The organism is Caballeronia sp. M1242 (assembly GCF_017220215.1).
Lineage (GTDB): Bacteria > Pseudomonadota > Gammaproteobacteria > Burkholderiales > Burkholderiaceae > Caballeronia.
The window spans coordinates 929,843-949,240 of the sequence record NZ_CP071130.1 but is presented as its reverse complement, the minus strand read 5'-3'; the positions used below and the strand labels follow the sequence as shown (position 1 = coordinate 949,240).

Sequence of the window (19,398 nt, the reverse complement as noted above, 5' to 3'; positions counted from 1 at the left end):
ATGTTTGGCCAGAAGCAGGCCGTCCGCACGCCGCCGCAAACGTTCGAGACGCAACCCGAGAACGTGCATCCGCTGCCGGTGGCGGCGGTGCCGGCGGCAGCGCCGTCTCCTGCACCCGTGCCGACGCCCGCGCCCGCACCCGATGCCAACGACACCCTCGTGCGCTCGGATCTGTTCAGGGCGATCCGCAACGGCGTGTTCTCTTCGATGAACGCTTCGGCGGTCGTCGGCAAGTCGCGCGAGCAGATGAAGCCCGGCATCGAGGCGCTCGTGATGGAAGTCGCCGAGCGCGAAGGGCTGAACATCACGATCTCCGAGCAGGTGCAGATTGTCGGCGAACTGCTGAACGACATGTACGGTCTCGGCCCGATCGAGCCGCTGCTGGCCGATGAGACCATCACCGACGTGTTGGTGAACGGACCAGATCAGGTCTACGTGGAACGCCACGGCCGGCTCGAGTTGACCAACTGCAAATTCCGCGACAACGCGCACGTCATCAACGTGGCGCAGCGCATCGCGGCAGGCGTGGGGCGGCGTGTCGATGAAAGCTCGCCGATGGTCGATGCGCGTCTTGCGGACGGCAGCCGGGTCAACGTCGTGTTGCCGCCGCTCGCCGTTCACGGCGCGTCGATCTCCATTCGTAAGTTCTCGAAGCGCAATATCACGCTGCATCGCATGGCGCAGCAGGGCAACATGTCGCCCGCGATGGCGACCGTGCTGAAACTGGCGAGCACTTGCCGTCTCAACGTCATCGTTTCGGGCGGCACGGGTTCCGGCAAGACGACGCTGCTCAATGCGCTGTCGCACTTCATCGGACACGGCGAGCGCACGGTGACGATCGAAGACGCGGCGGAATTGCAGCTCGTGCAGCCGCACGTCGTCAGTCTTGAAACGCGCCCGGAGAACGCCGAAGGGCTCGGCGCGGTGACCCAGCGCGATCTCGTGCGCAACGCGCTGCGGATGCGCCCGGACCGCATCATTCTTGGCGAAACGCGTGGCCCCGAAGCCTTCGACGTGCTCCAGGCGATGAACACGGGCCACGACGGCTCCATGACCACCATCCACGCGAACACGCCGCGCGACGGCATCACGCGTCTTGAATCGATGGTGATGATGGCCAACGGCAACCTGCCGCTCTTGTCCATTCGCCGCCAGATTGCGAGCGCGGTGCACCTCATCGTGCAGATCGAGCGCATGCGCGACGGCATGCGGCGCGTCACGCGCATCACGGAACTCGTGGGCATGGAAGGCGACGTCATCATCACGCAGGACCTGTTCACCTTTCGCTATGACGCGAGCGCCTATAGCGAAGAAGTGAAGGGCGTGTACGAATCCGCCGCCGTGCGGCCGGCGTTCTCGCAACGCGCGCAGTACTACGGCCTGGAAGAGGCGCTGCTCGAGGCGATGAAGCCGGCATGAACATCAACCTGCTCACCCTCTGCACGTTTGTGATCGCGATTCTGGCGGGCGTCATGTTCATCATCATGCAGGACATGCGCAAAAGTCAGCCGCACGCACGCATACAAGCGCGCATGCAGGCGTCGTTCGTCAATCACGCGGTGATCGGCTCGCGCGACCGCAGAGCCGGGCAGTTCGACACGGAGCTCTTCAAGGTCAACAAGCGCGATAACGCGTTCACACGCTTCTTCGGACCGAAGGTATCGCGTCTCAAGGCCGTGGCGGGCGCGAACGGCATGCGCATCGTGATGGCCGCCGGCGTTCTCGGGCTCGTCATCGCGCTCGTCATGTCCCAGTTGCTGCCGCTGCCCAGTGCGGTGAAGCCGCTCCTCGTGCTCGGCCTGCCGGTGTTCGCGACGATGAAGAGCTACGCGTTCCTCGTAGCGCGCTTTCGCCGCCGCTTCCTCGACGGCTTTCCCGATGTCATCGACCTGATCGTGCGCGCCGTGCGTGCGGGCGTGCCGGTGACGCATGTCATCAGCACGGCCGCCGACGAGTGCCCCGAGCCGCTCAAGAGCGAATTCAAGCTGATGAGCGATTCGCTGCAAGTCGGTCTCGACCTCGAAGAAGTGCTCGTCGTGGCGATGGAACGCATCGAGATCGCGGACTTTTCGTTCTTCTGCGTGTGCCTGCTGCTTCAGCGCGAAACCGGCGGGCAGCTTGGCGAGACGCTCGAAAACCTGGCGGGCATCGTGCGAACGCGCCGCGAAATTCGCACGAAGGCCAAGGCGCTTACGGGCGAGGCGCGCATCACAACGAAGATTCTTGCGGCGGTGCCGGTGTGCATCATCGCCAGCATGTTCTTTTTGAATCGCGATTACGCGATGGTGCTGTTCTATACCGAAGCGGGCAAGAAGCTGATGACCTTCGGTGCGATTTCGATCGTGGTCGGCCTCATGGTCATCAGCAAGATCTCCAAGTTGGATACGTCGCGATGAAGCCGAATCAGGTCGAGACACTCATCAATCTGCTGATGCTGCTCGCGCTCTTCGCGGGCCTTGCTATCTGGTGGATGACGCGCCACGGCGGCCAGCGCGGCCGCATCGCCGAGCGCACGCGGCTTGCGGGCGCGAGCCTGCGCACGGGCGCGGGCCACGCCGACGAGCAGGAAGACGCCGGCTTTCGCAAGCGCCTGATGCGGCGTCTCGCGCGCATCGGCGACAAGCTGCCGCTCTTCGACGCGAAGTATCGGCTCAAGCTCCAGCAGGAACTCATCAAAAGCGGCTACCGCAGCAACCTCTCGGTGTCGGTGCTGCTCGCTTCGAAGTTCTGCGTGGGACTGGTCGGCGCGACGCTCACCGTGATGCTCGGCTCGCGCATTCCGGTGCTCGGCCACTTTCCCGCCGTGCGCGGCGTGGCGATGCTGTTCGCGTTCATCGTCGGCATGATCGTGCCGGAGTATCTCGTCAGCTTCATGGCGAGCCGCCGCCGCGCCGCGATGGCGAGCTGCCTGCCCGACGCGCTCGATCTGCTCGTGATCTGCACGAACGCGGGCAATAGTCTCGGCGTTTCCATTCGCCGCGTCGCGGACGAACTGAAGACGATCTGCCCGCCGCTGTCGGATGAATTTGCGTTCACCGCCGACGAGTTGAAGCTCTCCGGCGACAGCACGCGCGCACTCAACGGGCTCGCGGAGCGCATCGACTTGCCGTCCATCCGCGCGCTGATTTCTACGCTCACGCAGTCCATGCGTTACGGCACGCCGATCACGCAGGCGCTGCGCACGCTGTCGCGCACGGAGCGCGTGCAGCACATCGCCTCGCTTGAAGAAAAGGCCGCGCAACTCGCGCCGAAGATGGTCGTGCCGATGATGCTTTTCATTCTGCCCGCCATTATCGCGATCGCCGCCGGACCGTCCGTTATTCAGCTGCTCGCTTTCATCGACAAGACCAAATGAAGACTCCCCGATCCTTCGCCCGACGCGTTTCGCTGCTGGCCGGTTGCGCCGCGCTTGTTTTGATCGCCGGCGGCTGCACGACTACGACCACCACGCACGCGTCCACCGACCTGCGGCCGGTCAGCAAGAACGGCTCGCCCAGCGCGATGAGCGAATTGCGCATTGCGCAGTCCGCGCTCGAATCCGGCAACATGGACATGGCGACGACGCTCTACGAAAAGATCCTGCAAAACAATCCGAACTCGGTCGAGGCGCTGACCGGGCTCGGCAATGCGCTCTACACAGTGGGCGACTTCACGCGCGCCGGCGTCTATTACAACAAGGCGAGCGCGATCGATAAGTCCGCGCCGGCGCCGCTGATCGGCGCGGCGCGCGTCGCTATCCGCCAGCGCCGCTTCGACGATGCAATCGCCACGTACCAGCGCGTGCTCGCGGAAAGCCCCGACGATCCGCTCGCCGCAGCGGGCCTCGGCGCCGCGCTCGACTTGCAGGGCAAGCACGACGAGGCGCAAACGGTGCTGCACGAAGCGTTGAAGCGCAATCCGGGTGACACGTCGCTGTCCATCAACCTCGGCCTTTCGCTCGTGATGTCGGGCAAGCCGCGCGACGGCGCAAACGTGTTGCTTGATGTGACGCGTTTTCCGGCCGCGCCGCCGCAGGCGCGTCAGGATCTGGCGCTCGCGTACGGCCTGCTCGGCAACGACGACGCAGCCGCCGAGATTCTCGGCCGCGATCTGCCCAAGTCGACCGTGCAGGACAATCTGCGCTTCTATGAAATCCAGCGTCAGCGCATGGGCATGAGCGACGCGTCCGTCACGTCGGTGAGCGCGAGATGAGCGCCGCACGCCGTCCGTTCTGGCGCCGCTGCCTGCGCGACGACCGCGGGATTTCGACCATCGAATTTGCGATCGTCGGGCCGCTGTCGTTCATCCTCGTTCTCATGACGATGGAGCTCGCGCTCGACATGTGCGTCGATGCGACAGTGCAGATCGCGGCGCAGCAGGCCTCGCGCACGGGGTTGACCACCGTCGACCCGGCGAGCGGCACGCGCTCGGATCAGGCCAAGAAGATCATCAACACCATTCTCGGCGGCTGGACGAACATCGGCGCGACCATCGTCATCGACACGGTGAGCTACGGCGCGTACGGGGCCATCGGCACCAGCAATTCGACGGACGGCAGCCTCGGCGGTTTCGGCGATGTCGTGTCGTACAACATCACGCTGACGATGCCGCCCTTCACCGGCATTCCCAAGCTCGTCGGCATCAACCAGCTGGTGTTCCAGCGCAACTACATCGTGCAGAACGAGAAATGAGCTTCGCACGCCCTCTGCTGCGCCTTCTCGCGCGCTTCTCCGTCCGCCTGTGGCGCTCCAATGTCGGAAGCGTGACGGTGGAATTCGTCATCATCACGCCGCTCATGTGTCTCGTGCTGTCGGGCTTCGCCGAGATCTATCTGTACATGCGCGCGGCGAGCACGCTCGAGCACACGGCCTTCACGCTCGCGGATTCGATCGGCCAGTTCACGCAGGTGCTCGACAGCAACGCGACGACGAACGCCAACAATCTCGGCGCGCTGTGGGCAGCGGCCGCATTGCTCGCCGCGCCGACCGACCTTCAGACGAACGGCGCGGTGTTCATCTCCGCCGTGTGCGACCTGAAGGGCACGAGCGGTTGCAAGATGCCGGGGACTTCCGACGTCAGCTCGACGGACCAGACCGATCTCACGAAGACGGGCACGCAATACAGAAGCTGGCAGCGCGGCGCGCCCTGGAACGCCTCGGGGCTCGTCTCGCAGATCGGCACGACCAACATGCTGCCGACGACCTGGCCGTTTCGTCCGGGCGATTCGGCCGTGATCGTCGAGATTCTCTACAACTACGACCCATGGGCCGCGACGCGCGCCTTCTGGAGCAGCGCGCCCGGCATGCGGACCATCTATCAACGCATCTACGTGCGCACGCGCAACGGTTTGCCGCTTAGTCTGAATACGTCATCGTGAAAAACAGGCCCGTGTCTTGCACCGGCGCGCGCGCTCACGCGAAGCCCGCCTTCTTCGCCAACTTCGGCGGCCCGCGCATGCCGCGCTCGGTGGCGAATCTCGTCCTGGGCGAAGAGGGCGCGCTCACTGTGATGTTCGCGCTCACCGCGAGCGTGATGATCGGCACGCTCGCCACCGCGCTCGATACCATCGACGTGGCGAACTCGTCGTCGCGCATGCAGATGGCGCTCGACGTCGCCACGCTGTCGGCGGGTGCCGACCTCGCGCATTTCAGTTCGACGACCGGCGCGAATCTGGCGCAATGGCAGGCCGACGCGCGCGCCTATTACGACGCCAACATGCCGACCGGCTACCTCGGCCTCACCATGCCGAACTCGAACTTCACGGCGACCGTGACCGGCTCGCCAGCGACGGGGCAGACTATCCAGCTCGCGGCTTCCGGGTCGGTGCCGCTCTACGCGCCGTACATTTTCGGCACGACGAGCAGTTCCAGCGGCGGGACGGGGAGCGGCGGCAGCGGCGGTTCCGGCACGACCCAGCCGACGACGCAGACCATCAGCGCAAGCAACTCGGCACTACGTCTGCCGAAGAGCACGCTGGAACTCGCGCTGATCCTCGACAACACCGGCTCCATGGCCGACACCGCGGACGGCTCCTCCACTTCGTCAGGCGCGTCGACCAAGCTCCAGGGCCTTCAAAGCGCCGCGAACACGCTCATCGGTCAGATTCTCGGCGTCTCGGGCAACGACTCGTATATCGGGCTCGTGCCTTTCACGACGATGGTCAACGTCAAGGGTTCTCTCAACACCAGCGGTTCGTGGATGCAGCAGGATTCCAGCAAGTGGCTCTACAACTCCACCGGCGTGACCATCTCCAATTGGAGCGGCTGCGTGGTCGAGCCGCACGATTCGAGTGGCCATATCGAGCCGCAGGCCTATGCGCCGAAGAGTTTGCCGGGCTTCACGCCGTGGTACTTCAACGTGCCGCCTTCCGGTTTCTCGATCAGGTACTACACGAGCAGTTGCAACGCGTCGACTAGCGTGAATCCGAATCCTGCGGTCATCAAAGGCGTGCCGCTTTCGTACTACCGCGGCAGTTACGGCTCGGCGACGCTGTGTAGCGGCGGCACCGCGACCTCGCCGACCAGCAGCTGGTCGCAGACGACGACGAGCACCAACATCACGTACGACCAGAACGGCAGTTCCAGCGACTTCCTGCCGTGCTCGATTCAGCCGGTCGTGTTCCTCACGAAGAACCAGAACACGCTTACCTCCGCCATCAACTCGATGAAGGCCTACGGCTCGACGATGATTCCGACCGGGCTGTTGTGGGGCTGGCGCATGTTGTCGTCGGACTGGTCGCCTGCGGTGGCGGGAAGCAACAACGGCTGGACTACGTCGAGCGATACGACGCTGCCGCGCCCGGAAACGACGCAGGGGCTGCAACGCGTGGCGATCGTGCTGACCGACGGGGTCAACGATCCCGGCACGACCTCCGGCACGTTCCCGATGCCGTACTTCAACCAGCTCTCGCAAGGCGACCGAAATTTGAAGTCGGTGCAGCTCGGACTTAACGGAGTGACTTCTAGTGCCGACAATCTCAATACCTTCCAACTCGGCGTCTGCTCGGCGATGAAGAACAGCGGCATCACGATCTATGCGATCACGTTCGGCAAGTACGGCACCGACAGCACCAGCGTGAAGGCGCAGCAGACCATGCAGTCGTGCGCCACGCCGGGCAACTATTACCACGCGCCGGACAACGCGACGCTCAACCAGATTTTTCAGCAGATTGCTGGAAACCTGGGTGTGCTCCGACTGACTCAGTGACGTTAAAAAGGAAGGGCGTGACTTTTTCCTGGACTTCATGCAGCAGGTGACGTGATGAACATAGATGCAGCACTCCGCGCGAATCCGGTGGCAGCCTGGCTTCAGGCGCATGCCGATGTTCTGGTGGAAGCGGCCATTCGCATCGTCACCGTCGCGACGCTCGGCCTTTTTCTTTACGGCTCCCTCGTGCAGTTCTGGCGCGATCCGTCGCGCGTTACGGTGTTGCTGATGGTGCTTTCCGAAGTGGTGACCATCGTCTTTTCCTTGCTCTCGCGCGTGCCGGGCAAGCGAGACTGGAACGTGCTGTCCGTGATGGTCTCGAGCGTCGCGACGTTCTACTTCCTGGCCTTCGATATCAAGCCCGGTATCCATCTGATTCCCGAGTGGGTGGCAGTTTGCCTTCAGGTGATCGGCATGTCGGTGCAGATCAGCGCGAAGCTCTCGCTGCGCCGCTCGTTCGGCATCTTGCCGGCGAACCGCGGCGTGGTCGTGCACGGGCCGTACAAGCTCATTCGCCATCCGATGTACTTCGGCTATCTCATCAAGGACATCGGCTTTCTGCTGCCCAATTTCGGGTTGCAGAACGTGATCGTGCTCGTCGTGCACTGGACGTTGCAGGTGACGCGCATCGTTCGCGAGGAGCGGCTCTTGTCCGAAGACGACACCTATCGCGAGTATGCGAAACGCGTGCGCTATCGCTTGATTGCAGGCATTTTCTAGACGGCGCCGGGCACGCGTGTTGCTCGCTCCATCGGCATCTCCACATCCCAAGGAGCACCGACATGCCCGAGAAGAAAACCCTCGAACGCGCCGAGAAAGCGAAGCGCGCAGGGAAGTCGCCGAGCACGCAGGCGGGCGCGTTCGTGAAGGAGCAGATCGACCACGTACGCGAAGGCAAGCACGGCGCGAAGTCGGCCAAGCAGGCCATCGCGATCGGGTTGTCGGAGGCGCGGCGCGCGGGCGTCAAGCTCAAGACGCCGAAGAAGGGCGAAGCCTCCGAAGGCACGCGCAAGAAAGCCGCGCAGGATACCAAGGCCGCGCATCGCAAGACGAAGAGTCCGAGCACCGAGTCGAAGGCTAAGCGATCCGCCACGTCCACGCGCGTGCTCAAGCGCGAAAGCTCGAAGGCCGCGTCGCACAAGTCGCTCTCGAAGCAGGCGCACGCGAGTGCAAGCCGCCGCTCGGCCGCCGACCGTTCCGCCGCCGCCAAGAAGGGTTGGGCCACGCGGCGCGCGAACGCTTCGGGCAAGAAGTCGCATTCGGCTTCGCGTCACGCATCGCGTTGAGGCCGCGTTTGCGCGGGTGCCAGCGCGCCTGCTGAATCAGGCCTGCAGCGCTAGCCTCAGTGGTTCGAGCGCGAGATAATCCGTGCGCGCGATGCAGTGCATCGCGCCGAACACGGCCTCGGTCGTCGCGGTGATCCAACGCCGACTCCGAGCCAATGCAATCGATACGAACCACTCACTATGCGCATTGAACGCACGCCGCTCGTCACGACGACGCTCGGCACCACGCGCGAACTGGTCAGCTTTCACTTCGGCGTACCGCATGCCCACGAAAAGGTCTACGTGCAAGCATCGCTTCACGCAGACGAGACGCCCGCCATGCTCGCGGCGTGGCGGCTGAAGCAGCGTCTCAAGCAACTCGAAGCGAGCGGGCGCGTGCGCGGCGAAGTCGTGCTCGTGCCGGTGGCTAATCCCGTCGGTTTAGCGCAGCATGTATTCGGTCAGTTCCTCGGGCGCTTCGAGAGCAACAGCGGGCACAACTTCAACCGCAACTTTCCGATGCCGCCCGCAAGCGCATTGGTCAAACGCATTCGTTCACGCTTGTCGGCCACGGATGCCACGCACAACACGCGGCTTCTGCGCGCGGCGGTGCGCGAGATGCTCGGCGAAATGACCGCCGCCAACGAATTCGAATCGTTGCGGCTCGCGCTGCTCAGGCACGCATCGGACGCGGACATCGTGCTCGATTTGCATTGCTCGCGGGAAGCGACGATGCATCTCTACACCAGTCCCGCGAGCTGGCCCGCCATCGAGCCGCTTGCCCGCTATCTCGGCGCAAACGGCGTGCTGCTCGCGACTGATTCCGGCGGCCAGTCGTTCGACGAAATCCACGCGTTGCTGTGGAACGAAGTGCGTGCGTTGCTGGACGAGGGCACGCCGCTCGGCGCGCCGAACGTCGCGGCGACGGTGGAGCATCGCGGCCAGCGGGACGTGGACTATGAACACGCAGAGCGCGATGCAGAAGCCATCGCCGACTTCCTGATCGCGCGCGGTGTAGTTGAAGGCGAGGCGCGCGAACCGCCGCCGCTCGCGCAAGCCGCGACGCCGCTCGCGGGCAGCGAGCAATTGACGGCGCCGGTAAGCGGCATCGTCGCGTATCGCGCGGCAATCGGCGCGATGCTGACGGCGGGCGATGCGGTCGTCGACATCATCGATCCGCTGACGGATGCCGTGACCACCGTCACCACGAAGAACGATGGCGTCTTCTACATGCGACGCGCCATTCGCTTCGTCTACGCCGGCGCGCCGATCGGACGAATCACCGGTGCAACGGCGTTCAGGACCGGCGTGCTGATCGGCGCGTGACTCGGCGTGAATGCCGCGGCACGCGCCTCATTGTTACCGCGCGTCGGTGATGGTCTGATTCAACGTCTTCCCTGCGATCACCGTATTGTTGAGCACGATGTCATGCACGTTGTACGCGTAGATCGGTCCGGGCGTCGTCGCCGTTGCCGGTCCCGCCGCGACAGGCGTGCCGAAATCGCAATTGGTGATCGTGACGCCGGCAATGGCGGGAATGGCAGGCGTCGGCGCGGGTCCGTTGTAGTCGAACGCAACGGGGCCTTGCGCGACGATCGCCTGAAAGCATGAGCCGGTGACGCCGTTCAGCGTGACGTTGCTGGCCTTCACGTTCGAGATGTTGACGTTCTGCACCAGCGCCGGGCGCGTGCGGATGGCGTCCTTCGACGGCTGATAGTCGCAATCGAACGTGATGATGCCGCCTTGCGCCGCCGGCGGATTCGCCGCGCTCGCCGTGACCACGCCGAGCGGCACCGTCGCGTTGATCGGGCTGCCCGCGAGCAGGCTGCTGCCGTAGCCCGACGGCGTCAGACTCACGCCGTTGGGCAGCGTCACGTTATCGACATAGAAGTTCTTCACGAAGCCGCCGCGATTCATGTTGGTCTTCACGCGAATCGCGATGTTGAGCGAGTTCGTCGCCCAGAACTTGTTGAGCATCTGAAGGTTGCGCGCATAGATGTTCTGCACGCCGCCGCCCATCTCGCTGCCGAGCGTGATGCCGCCGTGGCCGCTGTTCATCGTGCAGTTCTGGATGACGTGATTCTGCGCCGGGCCGTATTGCGTATCGAGGTCCTTGCCCGACTTGATCGCGATGCAGTCGTCGCCGGTGTTGAACGTGACGCTGTCGCACAGCACCATGTCGCAGGCATCGGGATCGAAGCCGTCGTTGTTCGGGCCGATGCTATCCACCGTCACGCCGGTGATGACCACATTCTTGCAATCGGTCGGATGATGCTGCCAGAACGGCGTATTGATGGTGCGGTAGCCTTGCATCAGAACATTAGTACACCCGATGAATTCCACCATGCTCGGCCGCAGATAATGTCCGATGCCGAAGATGCGCTTCTCGATCGCCACGCCGGCTTCCGACAGCGCGGGCAGATAGTTCTGGTCCTGTTGCCACGGCGTTGCGGGGTCGGTGAGCTTGGCGTAGAGCGCATCCGAAATGCCGGGCACGGCGGTCTTCAGATCGACGTTGTTCGGATTGGCGTACGCCTGCGAGGGCGTCGACGAGCCCGCGTAGCCGTAGGCGCCGCTATTGCCTTTCCACGTCCACCAGCACGTCGACGTATTGCCGCTGCCGGCGAACGGCGTCATGGCCTGACCGTTGAGGACCGATGTATCGCCTTCGCCGGTAATCGCGATGTTCGTCTGATTGCGCGCGTAGACGGGCGGGCCGTAGTTCAGGCAGTCGTTGGCCTGCCACCGGCTGTAGTAGAGCTTGCCATTCGCGCCGCAGTCGATCGGGCCGTCCTTCGCGTAGTCCGCCGGATTCGGGCTGAAGAAGATCTCGCAATTCGCGCTCAGGTGAAAGTCGACGTTGGATTGCAGGATGATCGGCCCCGCGCAATACCAGTTGCCGGCCGGCACGACCACGCGCCCGCCGCCCGCCGCGCTGCACGCCGCGATGGCCGCGAGGAACGCGGGGCGCGAGTCGAAGGAGCCGGGCGCCTGCGTCTGGTCCGCGCCGGTGCTGAGCGGCGACTTCGACGGATCGGTGTACGGGCTCGTCGCGGCAATCACGGTGCACGGCTTCGCGCCGTAGTCGGTGACGAGGAACTGGCGGCTCGGCACCATCGACGTCGACACGTTCTTGAGCGCGTTGATGATCTGCGTCGCGGCACCGGACGGACCCCAGATCGGGTCCTCGGGCGTGGCCGGGGCGCCCGAATCGTGATGGCCGCCTCCGCAGCCGGCGAGCACGCTCAGACTGCCGAGTCCGCCGATGAGCGGCGCGCTCGCCGACGCGCCGGCGAATTTCAGCAGCGAGCGACGGCGGGCAGAAGCGGGGGCGGTGGGGCGCTGTTTCATGCTTGTCTCCATTCCGGTATCGACCGGTTTTGATGTGGCGCTTCAAACGACGTCGTATGACAGCCGCAAGCGTAAGCGCCCATGTAAGAAACCGTTTTCCTGTCGTGACAATAGCGACGTCGCGCGCCGTGCGTCAAGGCATGCACATGAGCGATAGGCTCGGGACTTTCCCGTAAGGAAGCGATTACCCATGCGGCGCATCTCATACGACATCATGTGTCACTATTGCCGCAGCCGTCCGGCGGGGAATCGCGCGCGGTTCTAGAATTGACGCTTCGCTTCCCGAATGGAGGAGCCATGCTGACCTTCGCACTGCACGCAGAGACGCCGACGCTCGATATCGCCTACGCCGACGCCGGCCCGCCCGATGGACCGCCCGTCCTCCTGCTGCACGGCTGGCCGGACGCCGCGCGCGCCTGGTCGAACGTCGCGGCGCGGCTCAATGCGGCGGGCTACCGCACCATCGTTCAGGAATTGCGCGGCGCGGGCGGCACGCGCTTCTTGCGCGCGGGCACCATCCGCGATGGCTCGGGCGTCGCGCTGGCGCAAGACGCAATCGATCTGGCGGATGCGCTCGGCATCGCTCGTTTCGATGTGGTCGGTCACGACTGGGGCGCGCGCGCCGCCTACACGCTCGCCGCGCTGTTCCCCGAGCGCGTGCGGCGCTTGGCGGCCATCGCGCTGGCGTTTCAGCCGCGCGGCAAGTTCACGTTGCCGCGGGATTTCGCGCAGGCGCGGCGCTTCTGGTACCAGTGGTTCATGTCGCTCGACGACGCGCCGGACGTGATCGCCGCCGATCCGAAAGGCTTCGCGCGCATCCAGTGGAACACATGGTCGCCGCCCGGCTGGTTCGACGAAGCCGAGTTCGCCGCCACCGCGCGCGCCTTCGAGAATCCGGACTGGGTGCCGATCACGCTGAACGCGTATCGCCGCCGCTGGCGCAGCGATCAGCCGTCGGACCCGGCGCTCGAACCGTTGTACGAGCGGCTTGCGACGATCGAGCGCATCGGCGTGCCGGCGCTGATGATTCAGGGCGGCTCGGATTTCTGCGACGACGTCTCGATGTCCGAAGGACAGGAAGGCTGCTTCACGGCGGGCTATCGGCGCGTCGTGATCGACGGCGCGGGGCACTTTCCGCCACGCGAAGCGCCCGATGCCGTCGCGGATGCGCTCGTCGCTCACCTGCGCTGACGGCGAGCGGGCGAGCTACTTGCAAGTGCCGGGCGAACGCTTCGCCCGCTTTTTGCGACCGGTACTGTATGGGTGTACAGTACCGGTCGCTGCGGCAGGCGCCTGCCGCCGGACCACCGCGCGGCGCCGCCCACGGCCTGACAGGCCGTCCATCACATTGAACCGGTTGAAAAATTGGCATCGAACAACGCAATCCGCATTCGCGGCGCCCGTCAACATAACCTCAAGAATCTCGATATCGACTTGCACACCGGCCAGATGACGGTGGTGACCGGCCCGTCCGGTTCGGGCAAGTCGAGCCTCGTCTTCGACACGCTGTACGCCGAAGGCCAGCGCCGGTACGTCGAAACGTTCAGCGCGTACGCGCGCCAGTTCCTCGACCGCATGGACCGGCCGCAGGTCGATCGCGTGGACGGCGTGCCGCCCGCCATCGCCATCGACCAGACGAACCCGGTGCGCAGTTCGCGCTCGACGGTCGGCACGATGACCGAGCTCAACGATCACCTGAAGCTCTTCTACGCGCGCGCCGCCGAACTCTTCGACAGGAAGACCGCCCATCGCGTGCGGCACGACACGCCCGAGACCATCTACGCGGAACTGCTGGAGCGCACGCGCGATGCCGATCCGCGGCTCGCGGTGACGTTTCCGGTCGAACTGCCCGACACGACGAGCGACGACGAAGTCGCGCAGTGGCTTTCCGCGAGCGGCTACACCCGCGTGCAGGCCAAGCGCCATGTACAGACGGAAGCGGGCGCGCGGCAAGTGCTCGATGTCGTCGCGGACCGGTTTCGCCTGCAAGGCACGGAGCGCTCGCGCGCGCTCGAAGCCATCGAAGGCGCGCTGCTGCGCGGCAGCGGGCGCGTGAACGTCTATGTGCTGAAAGACGAAACCGAACCCGATATCTGGCGCTTTTCGACCGGCTTGCATAGCCCGGAAAGCGACTTGCGTTATGCCGATCCGCAGCCGGCGCTGTTCTCGTTCAACTCGGCTTACGGCGCGTGCGAGACGTGTCGCGGTTTCGGCCGCGTGATCGGCGTGGACTACGGCCTCGTCATTCCGGACGAGAAAAAGACGCTGCGCGAAGGCGCGATCAAGACGCTGCAAACGCCCGCGTGGAAAGAGAATCAGGATGACCTCGTGCGCTACGGCGCGAAGGCGGGCATCCGGCTCGGCGTGCCCTGGAGCGAACTGACGCAGAAGGAGCGCGACTGGGTCATCCACGGATCGCCGGACTGGACCGGCAAGTGGGGCAGCCAGTGGTACGGCGTGCAGCGTTTCTTCGACTATCTGGAGTCGAAGGCGTACAAGATGCACATCCGCGTGCTGCTTTCCAAGTACCGCAGCTATACGACGTGTCCCGCCTGCGCGGGCGCGCGGCTCAAGACGGAATCGCTCTTGTGGCGCCTCGGCACCAAGGAGCAAGCCGACGCGGTGCTCACGCCCGCCGACCGCTTCTTGCCGAACGGCGTCGACTGGACGCGCGATCAGCTCGAAGCGTTGCCGGGCCTGACCGTGCACGACCTGATGCTGATGCCGATCGAGCGCATCCGCCGCTTCTTCGATTCGCTCACGCTGCCGTCCACGCTGCTGGACGAGGCGCTCAAGCTGCTGCACGCCGAAGTGCGCACGCGCCTCAAATATCTGTGCGACGTCGGCCTCGGCTATCTGACGCTGGATCGCCAGAGCCGCACGCTCTCGGGCGGCGAAGTGCAGCGCATCAACCTGACGACCGCGCTCGGCACGTCGCTCGTGAACACGCTGTTCGTGCTGGACGAGCCGAGCATCGGGCTGCATCCGCGCGATCTGAACCGCATCGTGGAAGCCATGCACCGTCTGCGCGATGCGGGCAATACGCTCGTCGTCGTGGAGCATGACCCTTCGGTGATGCTCGCGGCGGATCGCCTGATCGACATGGGACCGGGGCCGGGCGAGCGCGGCGGGCAGATCGTCTACGACGGCACGCCCGACGATATTCAATCGAGCGACACGCTCACCGGCGCGTACCTCGGCGGCCGCAAGCACGTCGCGCATGCGTCGAACTGGACGCGCCGCGCGGTCGATGCGAACTCGCCGCGTCTGGTCCTCGAAGGCGCGAGCGATCACAACTTGCGGGACGTGACGGTCGAGATTCCGCTGGAGCGCCTCGTCTGCGTGACAGGCGTCTCCGGCTCGGGCAAATCGACGCTGATTCAGGACGTGCTCGCGCCCGCGCTCATGCGTCACTTCGGCAAGGCCACCGAAGCGCCCGGCGCGTTTCGCGCGCTGAGGGGCGCGGATCAACTGAGCGACGTCGTGTTCGTCGATCAATCGCCGATCGGCCGCACGGCGCGCTCGAATCCGGCGAGCTATGTCGGCGCGTTCGACGAAATCCGCAAGCTGTTCGCGAAAGCGCCGCTCGCCGCGCAGCGCGGCTATGGCGCGAGCATGTTCAGCTTCAACTCGGGCGATGGCCGCTGCCCGACGTGCGGCGGCTCGGGCTTCGAGCATGTCGAGATGCAGTTTCTCTCCGATGTCTACCTGCGCTGTCCCGATTGCGACGGCCGGCGTTATCGCGCGGAGATTCTCGATGTGAAGATCGAGCGCGGCGGGCGCGAACTGAGCGTCGCGGACGTGCTGGAACTGACCGTGAGCGAAGCCGTCGAGTGCTTTGCCGGGGACGCCGATGTGCTGCGCGTGCTGCAGCCTATCATCGATGTCGGTCTCGAATACGTGAAGCTCGGCCAGCCGGTGCCGACGCTCTCGGGCGGCGAAGCCCAGCGCCTGAAGCTCGCCGGCTTTCTCGCGGAAACGGCGTCGCCGAACCAGAAAGCCCGGCTTTTCATGTTCGACGAACCGACCACGGGCCTGCATTTCGACGACATCGCCAAGCTGATGCAGGCGTTGCGCAGGCTGCTCGAGCGCGGGCATTCGCTGATCGTCATCGAGCACAATCTCGACGTGATTCGCGCGGCGGACTGGATCATCGATCTCGGTCCGGAAGGCGGCGACGGCGGCGGTCAAGTGGTGTGCGTCGGCACGCCCGATGACGTCGCGGCTTGCGAGCAGTCGCACACGGGCCGCGCGCTCCTCGACTACGAAGAAGCCATGACGCCCGGCGCGGCGGAAAAGCGCGCGGGCGTGCCGCTGCAACTGGCGGCGGAAGTGGCGAGCGCGCGGCGCGCATTGCAGGGCGAGGATGTGGTGCGCATCGTCAATGCGCGCGAGCACAACCTGAAGTCGCTCGATGTCGACATCCCGCACAACAAGTTCAACGTGGTGACGGGCGTGTCCGGCTCGGGCAAGTCCACGCTCGCGTTCGATATTCTGTTCCACGAAGGACAGCGGCGTTATCTGGAGTCGCTGAACGCGTATGCGCGCTCCATCGTGCAGCCGGCGGGCCGTCCCGAGGTCGATGCGGTCTACGGCATTCCGCCGACGGTTGCCATCGAGCAGCGGCTGTCGCGCGGCGGGCGCAAGAGCACGGTCGCGACGACTTCGGAAGTCTGGCACTTCCTGCGCCTCTTGTACGTGAAGCTCGGCATCCAGCATTGCATTCACGACGGCACGCCGGTTCAGGCGCAAAGCTCCGAGCAGATCACCGCGCAGATTCTGCGCGACTTCAAGGGGCAGCATGTGGGCTTGCTCGCGCCGCTCGTGGTGAACCGCAAGGGCGTCTATACCGATCTCGCGAAGTGGGCGAAAGCGCGCGGCAACACGCATCTGCGCGTGGACGGCGACTTTCTGCCGGTCGATCCGTGGCCGAAGCTCGACCGCTTCCGCGAACACACCATCGAGTTGCCGGTCGCGGATCTCGTCGTGTCGGCGGAGAACGAAGCGGACCTGCGGCGTCTGCTCGACGAGACGCTCGAAATCGGCAAGGGCGTCATGCATCTGTGCGCGCCGCTCGACGAACTGCACGGCGCGCTCTCCAGCGGCAAGCGGCGCGGCAGCGAAGAAAGCATCGTGTTTTCGACCAAGCGCGCGTGTCCGGTCTGCGGCACGAGCTATCCGGAACTCGACCCGCGCATGTTCTCGTACAACAGCAAGCATGGCTGGTGCAATACGTGCGTCGGCACGGGCGTCAAGCTGACGCGCGAGCAGCGCGCCGCGTTCGACGATACGGTGTTCGCGCAGGATGATCGCGGCCGCGAGCAGAGCATCGGCTCGGTGGATCAGGAACCGGACGATATCGTCGATCAGCCGTGCGCGGACTGCGAAGGCACGCGCCTCAACGACGTCGCGCGCGCGGTGACGTTCGGCAACTATCCGATCACCGAGGTCGGGCGCTGGACCGTGACGGACACGCGCGAGTGGATCGCGACGCTGAAGCTGACGGGCCGCGACGCGGACATCGCCCGCGACGTGGTCAGCGAAATCGAAGGGCGCCTTCAGTTTCTGGAAGAAGTCGGGCTCGGTTATCTGAGTCTCGACCGCGCCGCGCCGACGCTTTCGGGCGGCGAAGCGCAGCGCATCCGTCTCGCCGCGCAACTCGGCAGCAACCTGCAAGGCGTCTGCTATGTGCTGGATGAACCGACCATCGGCCTGCATCCGCGCGACAACCTGATCCTCTTGAGCGCGCTCAAGAAGCTGAACGACAAGGGCAACACGCTCGTCGTCGTGGAGCACGACGAGGACACGATCCGGCGCGCGGATCACATCATCGATATCGGGCCGGGCGCGGGCAAGCGCGGCGGCACGGTGGTCGCGCAGGGCAGCGTGACGGATCTCGCGGCGCACAAGGCGTCGCTGACCGGGCAGATGCTCGCGAACCCGATCGTGCATCCGTTGCAGCCGCGCCGCGAAGTGCGCGCGGCCGTCGGCAAGCGCCCGGCGGTGCCGGAGCAATGGCTCACGGTCGAGAACGCGACGCTGCACAACCTGCGCAACGTGACCGCCAGCGTGCCGCTGAACCGGCTCGTTGCGATCACGGGCGTCTCCGGCTCGGGCAAATCGACGCTCGCCCGCGACGTGCTCATGACGAACCTGCTCGATGCCGTCGGCCGCTCGGTGCTGTCGTCGCCGGCGGTGCGGCGCGCGCGCAAGGCGGCGCAGGCCGACGCCCCGGCCGCGAAATCGCGCGCGAGCGTGCTCGCCCGCGAAACGCCGCGCCCGAAGTTCGATGTGGTCCACGCATGGCAAGGCTGCTCGGGCGTTACCGGTTTCGAGTCCATCGACCGCGTGCTGGAAGTCGATCAGACGCCGATCGGCAAGACGCCGCGTTCGTGCCCGGCGACCTACATCGGCATGTGGGACACCATCCGCAAGCTCTTCGCGGACACGCTCGAAGCGCGGGCGCGCGGCTATACGCCGTCGCGCTTCTCGTTCAATACGGGCAACGGGCGCTGCCCCGCGTGCGAAGGGCAAGGCGTGCGCACCATCGCGATGAACTTCCTGCCGGACGTCAAGGTTCCGTGCGACGTGTGTCACGGCCAGCGCTTCAATCCCGAGACGCTCGCGGTGACGTGGCGCGGCAAGAACATCGGCGAAGTGCTGACCATGGAGATCGACGAGGCCGTCGAGTTTTTCGCGTCGATGCCAAGCATCGCGCATCCGCTGCAATTGATGAAGGACGTGGGCCTCGGTTATCTGACGCTCGGCCAGCCGTCGCCGACGCTCTCGGGCGGCGAGGCGCAGCGCATCAAGCTCGTCACCGAGTTGTCGAAGGTGCGCGACGACATCACGCGGCGCGGCCAAAAGCCGCCGCATACGCTCTATGTGCTGGACGAACCGACCGTCGGCTTGCACATGGCGGACGTGGCGAAGCTGATTCGCGTGCTGCACCGGCTGGTGGACGGCGGCCATAGCGTGATCGTGATCGAGCACGATCTCGACGTGATCGCGGAAGCCGACTGGGTGCTGGATCTCGGGCCGGAAGGCGGCGTGAACGGCGGGACCATCGTCGCGGCGGCGGACCCGGACACGCTCGCGAGTCATCCGCGCAGCCATACGGGAACGGCGCTGCGGCCGGTGCTCGGCAGAACGCGGCCTGCCGAGGATGCCGCCTGATGACGCCGCCGCCGGTTTCCGACCTGCGGACGCTGCTGGCGTCCATGCAGCCGGAGCTTCAGCCCGGCGTCTATGTGTTCGCGTCGCTGCCGCACGACGCCGCGCCGGGCGGCGCGGGCATCGTCGCGACGTTTCGCGAGCGCGAAGGGCTGACTGTTGTCATGGAAGAAGGCGCGGCGCAAGCGGCTGGCGTCACGCCGCTCTTTCGCGCAGCGTGGATCACGCTCACCGTGCACTCGGACCTGAACGCGGTCGGGCTGACCGCCGCGTTCGCTCGCGCGCTCGGCGACGCAGGCATCAGCTGCAATGTGATGGCAGCGGCCTATCACGATCACATCTTCGTGCCGGTCGAAGCAGCCGGCCGCGCCATGGATGCGCTCTTGAAGTTGCAGCAAGGGCGTTGATATGCTTGCGCGCTTCC

General features: G+C 65.3%; 14 protein-coding genes. 13 read left to right on the top strand and 1 reads right to left on the bottom strand.

All coding sequences use genetic code 11. The features are described 5' to 3' along the window. From JYK05_RS17865 to JYK05_RS17820, 10 genes are all read left to right on the top strand, one after another. Positions 1-1,419 carry a CpaF family protein gene (locus tag JYK05_RS17865; RefSeq protein ID WP_206468596.1) on the top strand — a complete coding sequence of 473 codons (1,419 nt, stop codon included), beginning with the start codon at positions 1-3 and terminating at the stop codon, positions 1,417-1,419. After that, positions 1,416-2,396: a type II secretion system F family protein gene (locus tag JYK05_RS17860; RefSeq protein ID WP_206468594.1), complete on the top strand. Its 981-nt coding sequence runs from the start codon at positions 1,416-1,418 to the stop codon at positions 2,394-2,396. The genes JYK05_RS17865 and JYK05_RS17860 overlap by 4 nt, the downstream gene beginning before the upstream one ends. Further along, positions 2,393-3,355 carry a type II secretion system F family protein gene (locus JYK05_RS17855; protein ID WP_175942024.1) on the top strand — a complete coding sequence of 321 codons (963 nt, stop codon included), beginning with the start codon at positions 2,393-2,395 and terminating at the stop codon, positions 3,353-3,355. Before JYK05_RS17860 ends, JYK05_RS17855 begins: the two co-directional genes overlap by 4 nt. Then, complete coding sequence (locus JYK05_RS17850) at positions 3,352-4,191, top strand: lipopolysaccharide assembly protein LapB (protein WP_175942023.1); 840 nt, start codon at positions 3,352-3,354, stop codon at positions 4,189-4,191. Before JYK05_RS17855 ends, JYK05_RS17850 begins: the two co-directional genes overlap by 4 nt. Then, a complete protein-coding gene (locus JYK05_RS17845; RefSeq protein ID WP_175942021.1) occupies positions 4,188-4,670 on the top strand; it encodes a TadE/TadG family type IV pilus assembly protein in 483 nt (160 codons plus the stop codon). Before JYK05_RS17850 ends, JYK05_RS17845 begins: the two co-directional genes overlap by 4 nt. After that, positions 4,667-5,356, top strand: coding sequence for a TadE/TadG family type IV pilus assembly protein (locus tag JYK05_RS17840; RefSeq protein ID WP_175942019.1), 690 nt, complete (start codon positions 4,667-4,669; stop codon positions 5,354-5,356). Before JYK05_RS17845 ends, JYK05_RS17840 begins: the two co-directional genes overlap by 4 nt. Beyond that, positions 5,353-7,185, top strand: coding sequence for a VWA domain-containing protein (locus JYK05_RS17835; RefSeq protein ID WP_241269938.1), 1,833 nt, complete (start codon positions 5,353-5,355; stop codon positions 7,183-7,185). The genes JYK05_RS17840 and JYK05_RS17835 overlap by 4 nt, the downstream gene beginning before the upstream one ends. Before the next feature lie 54 nt (positions 7,186-7,239). Then, positions 7,240-7,905: an isoprenylcysteine carboxylmethyltransferase family protein gene (locus JYK05_RS17830; RefSeq protein WP_206468589.1), complete on the top strand. Its 666-nt coding sequence runs from the start codon at positions 7,240-7,242 to the stop codon at positions 7,903-7,905. Between the two features lie 62 nt (positions 7,906-7,967). Next, on the top strand, positions 7,968-8,471 hold the full coding sequence (locus tag JYK05_RS17825; protein WP_206468584.1) for a DUF6496 domain-containing protein: 504 nt from the start codon (positions 7,968-7,970) through the stop codon (positions 8,469-8,471). 180 nt (positions 8,472-8,651) lie between these two features. Continuing rightward, entirely contained in the window at positions 8,652-9,776 is a 1,125-nt protein-coding gene (locus JYK05_RS17820) for a succinylglutamate desuccinylase/aspartoacylase family protein (protein ID WP_206468581.1), read from the top strand. A 33-nt stretch (positions 9,777-9,809) separates the two neighbouring features. On the opposite strand, the gene JYK05_RS17815 is transcribed toward JYK05_RS17820, so the two are convergent. Continuing rightward, complete coding sequence (locus JYK05_RS17815) at positions 9,810-11,801, bottom strand: glycoside hydrolase family 28 protein (protein ID WP_206468579.1); 1,992 nt, start codon at positions 11,799-11,801, stop codon at positions 9,810-9,812. 297 nt (positions 11,802-12,098) lie between these two features. Between JYK05_RS17815 and JYK05_RS17810 the strand changes: the two genes are divergently transcribed. The 3 genes from JYK05_RS17810 to JYK05_RS17800 all read left to right on the top strand — a co-directional run bounded on the left by JYK05_RS17810 (position 12,099) and on the right by JYK05_RS17800 (position 19,381). Beyond that, entirely contained in the window at positions 12,099-12,992 is an 894-nt protein-coding gene (locus tag JYK05_RS17810) for an alpha/beta fold hydrolase (RefSeq protein WP_206468577.1), read from the top strand. A 174-nt stretch (positions 12,993-13,166) separates the two neighbouring features. Further along, the gene (uvrA, locus tag JYK05_RS17805) at positions 13,167-18,977 is read left to right on the top strand and encodes an excinuclease ABC subunit UvrA (protein ID WP_206468573.1); all 5,811 of its coding nucleotides are present in this window, start codon (positions 13,167-13,169) and stop codon (positions 18,975-18,977) included. After that, positions 18,977-19,381, top strand: coding sequence for an ACT domain-containing protein (locus JYK05_RS17800; RefSeq protein ID WP_206468571.1), 405 nt, complete (start codon positions 18,977-18,979; stop codon positions 19,379-19,381). The genes uvrA and JYK05_RS17800 overlap by 1 nt, the downstream gene beginning before the upstream one ends. The last annotated feature ends 17 nt before the right edge of the window (positions 19,382-19,398 follow it).

Excerpts from the sequence above, each read along its gene's own strand:
- JYK05_RS17865 (WP_206468596.1), top strand. The coding sequence starts at position 1 with ATGTTTGGCCAGAAGCAGGCCGTCCGCACGCCGCCGCAAACGTTCGAG.
- JYK05_RS17860 (WP_206468594.1), top strand. The coding sequence starts at position 1,416 with ATGAACATCAACCTGCTCACCCTCTGCACGTTTGTGATCGCGATTCTG.
- JYK05_RS17855 (WP_175942024.1), top strand. The coding sequence starts at position 2,393 with ATGAAGCCGAATCAGGTCGAGACACTCATCAATCTGCTGATGCTGCTC.
- JYK05_RS17850 (WP_175942023.1), top strand. The coding sequence starts at position 3,352 with ATGAAGACTCCCCGATCCTTCGCCCGACGCGTTTCGCTGCTGGCCGGT.
- JYK05_RS17845 (WP_175942021.1), top strand. The coding sequence starts at position 4,188 with ATGAGCGCCGCACGCCGTCCGTTCTGGCGCCGCTGCCTGCGCGACGAC.
- JYK05_RS17840 (WP_175942019.1), top strand. The coding sequence starts at position 4,667 with ATGAGCTTCGCACGCCCTCTGCTGCGCCTTCTCGCGCGCTTCTCCGTC.
- JYK05_RS17830 (WP_206468589.1), top strand. The coding sequence starts at position 7,240 with ATGAACATAGATGCAGCACTCCGCGCGAATCCGGTGGCAGCCTGGCTT.
- JYK05_RS17825 (WP_206468584.1), top strand. The coding sequence starts at position 7,968 with ATGCCCGAGAAGAAAACCCTCGAACGCGCCGAGAAAGCGAAGCGCGCA.
- JYK05_RS17820 (WP_206468581.1), top strand. The coding sequence starts at position 8,652 with ATGCGCATTGAACGCACGCCGCTCGTCACGACGACGCTCGGCACCACG.
- JYK05_RS17815 (WP_206468579.1), bottom strand. The coding sequence starts at position 11,801 with ATGAAACAGCGCCCCACCGCCCCCGCTTCTGCCCGCCGTCGCTCGCTG.
- JYK05_RS17810 (WP_206468577.1), top strand. The coding sequence starts at position 12,099 with ATGCTGACCTTCGCACTGCACGCAGAGACGCCGACGCTCGATATCGCC.
- JYK05_RS17800 (WP_206468571.1), top strand. The coding sequence starts at position 18,977 with ATGACGCCGCCGCCGGTTTCCGACCTGCGGACGCTGCTGGCGTCCATG.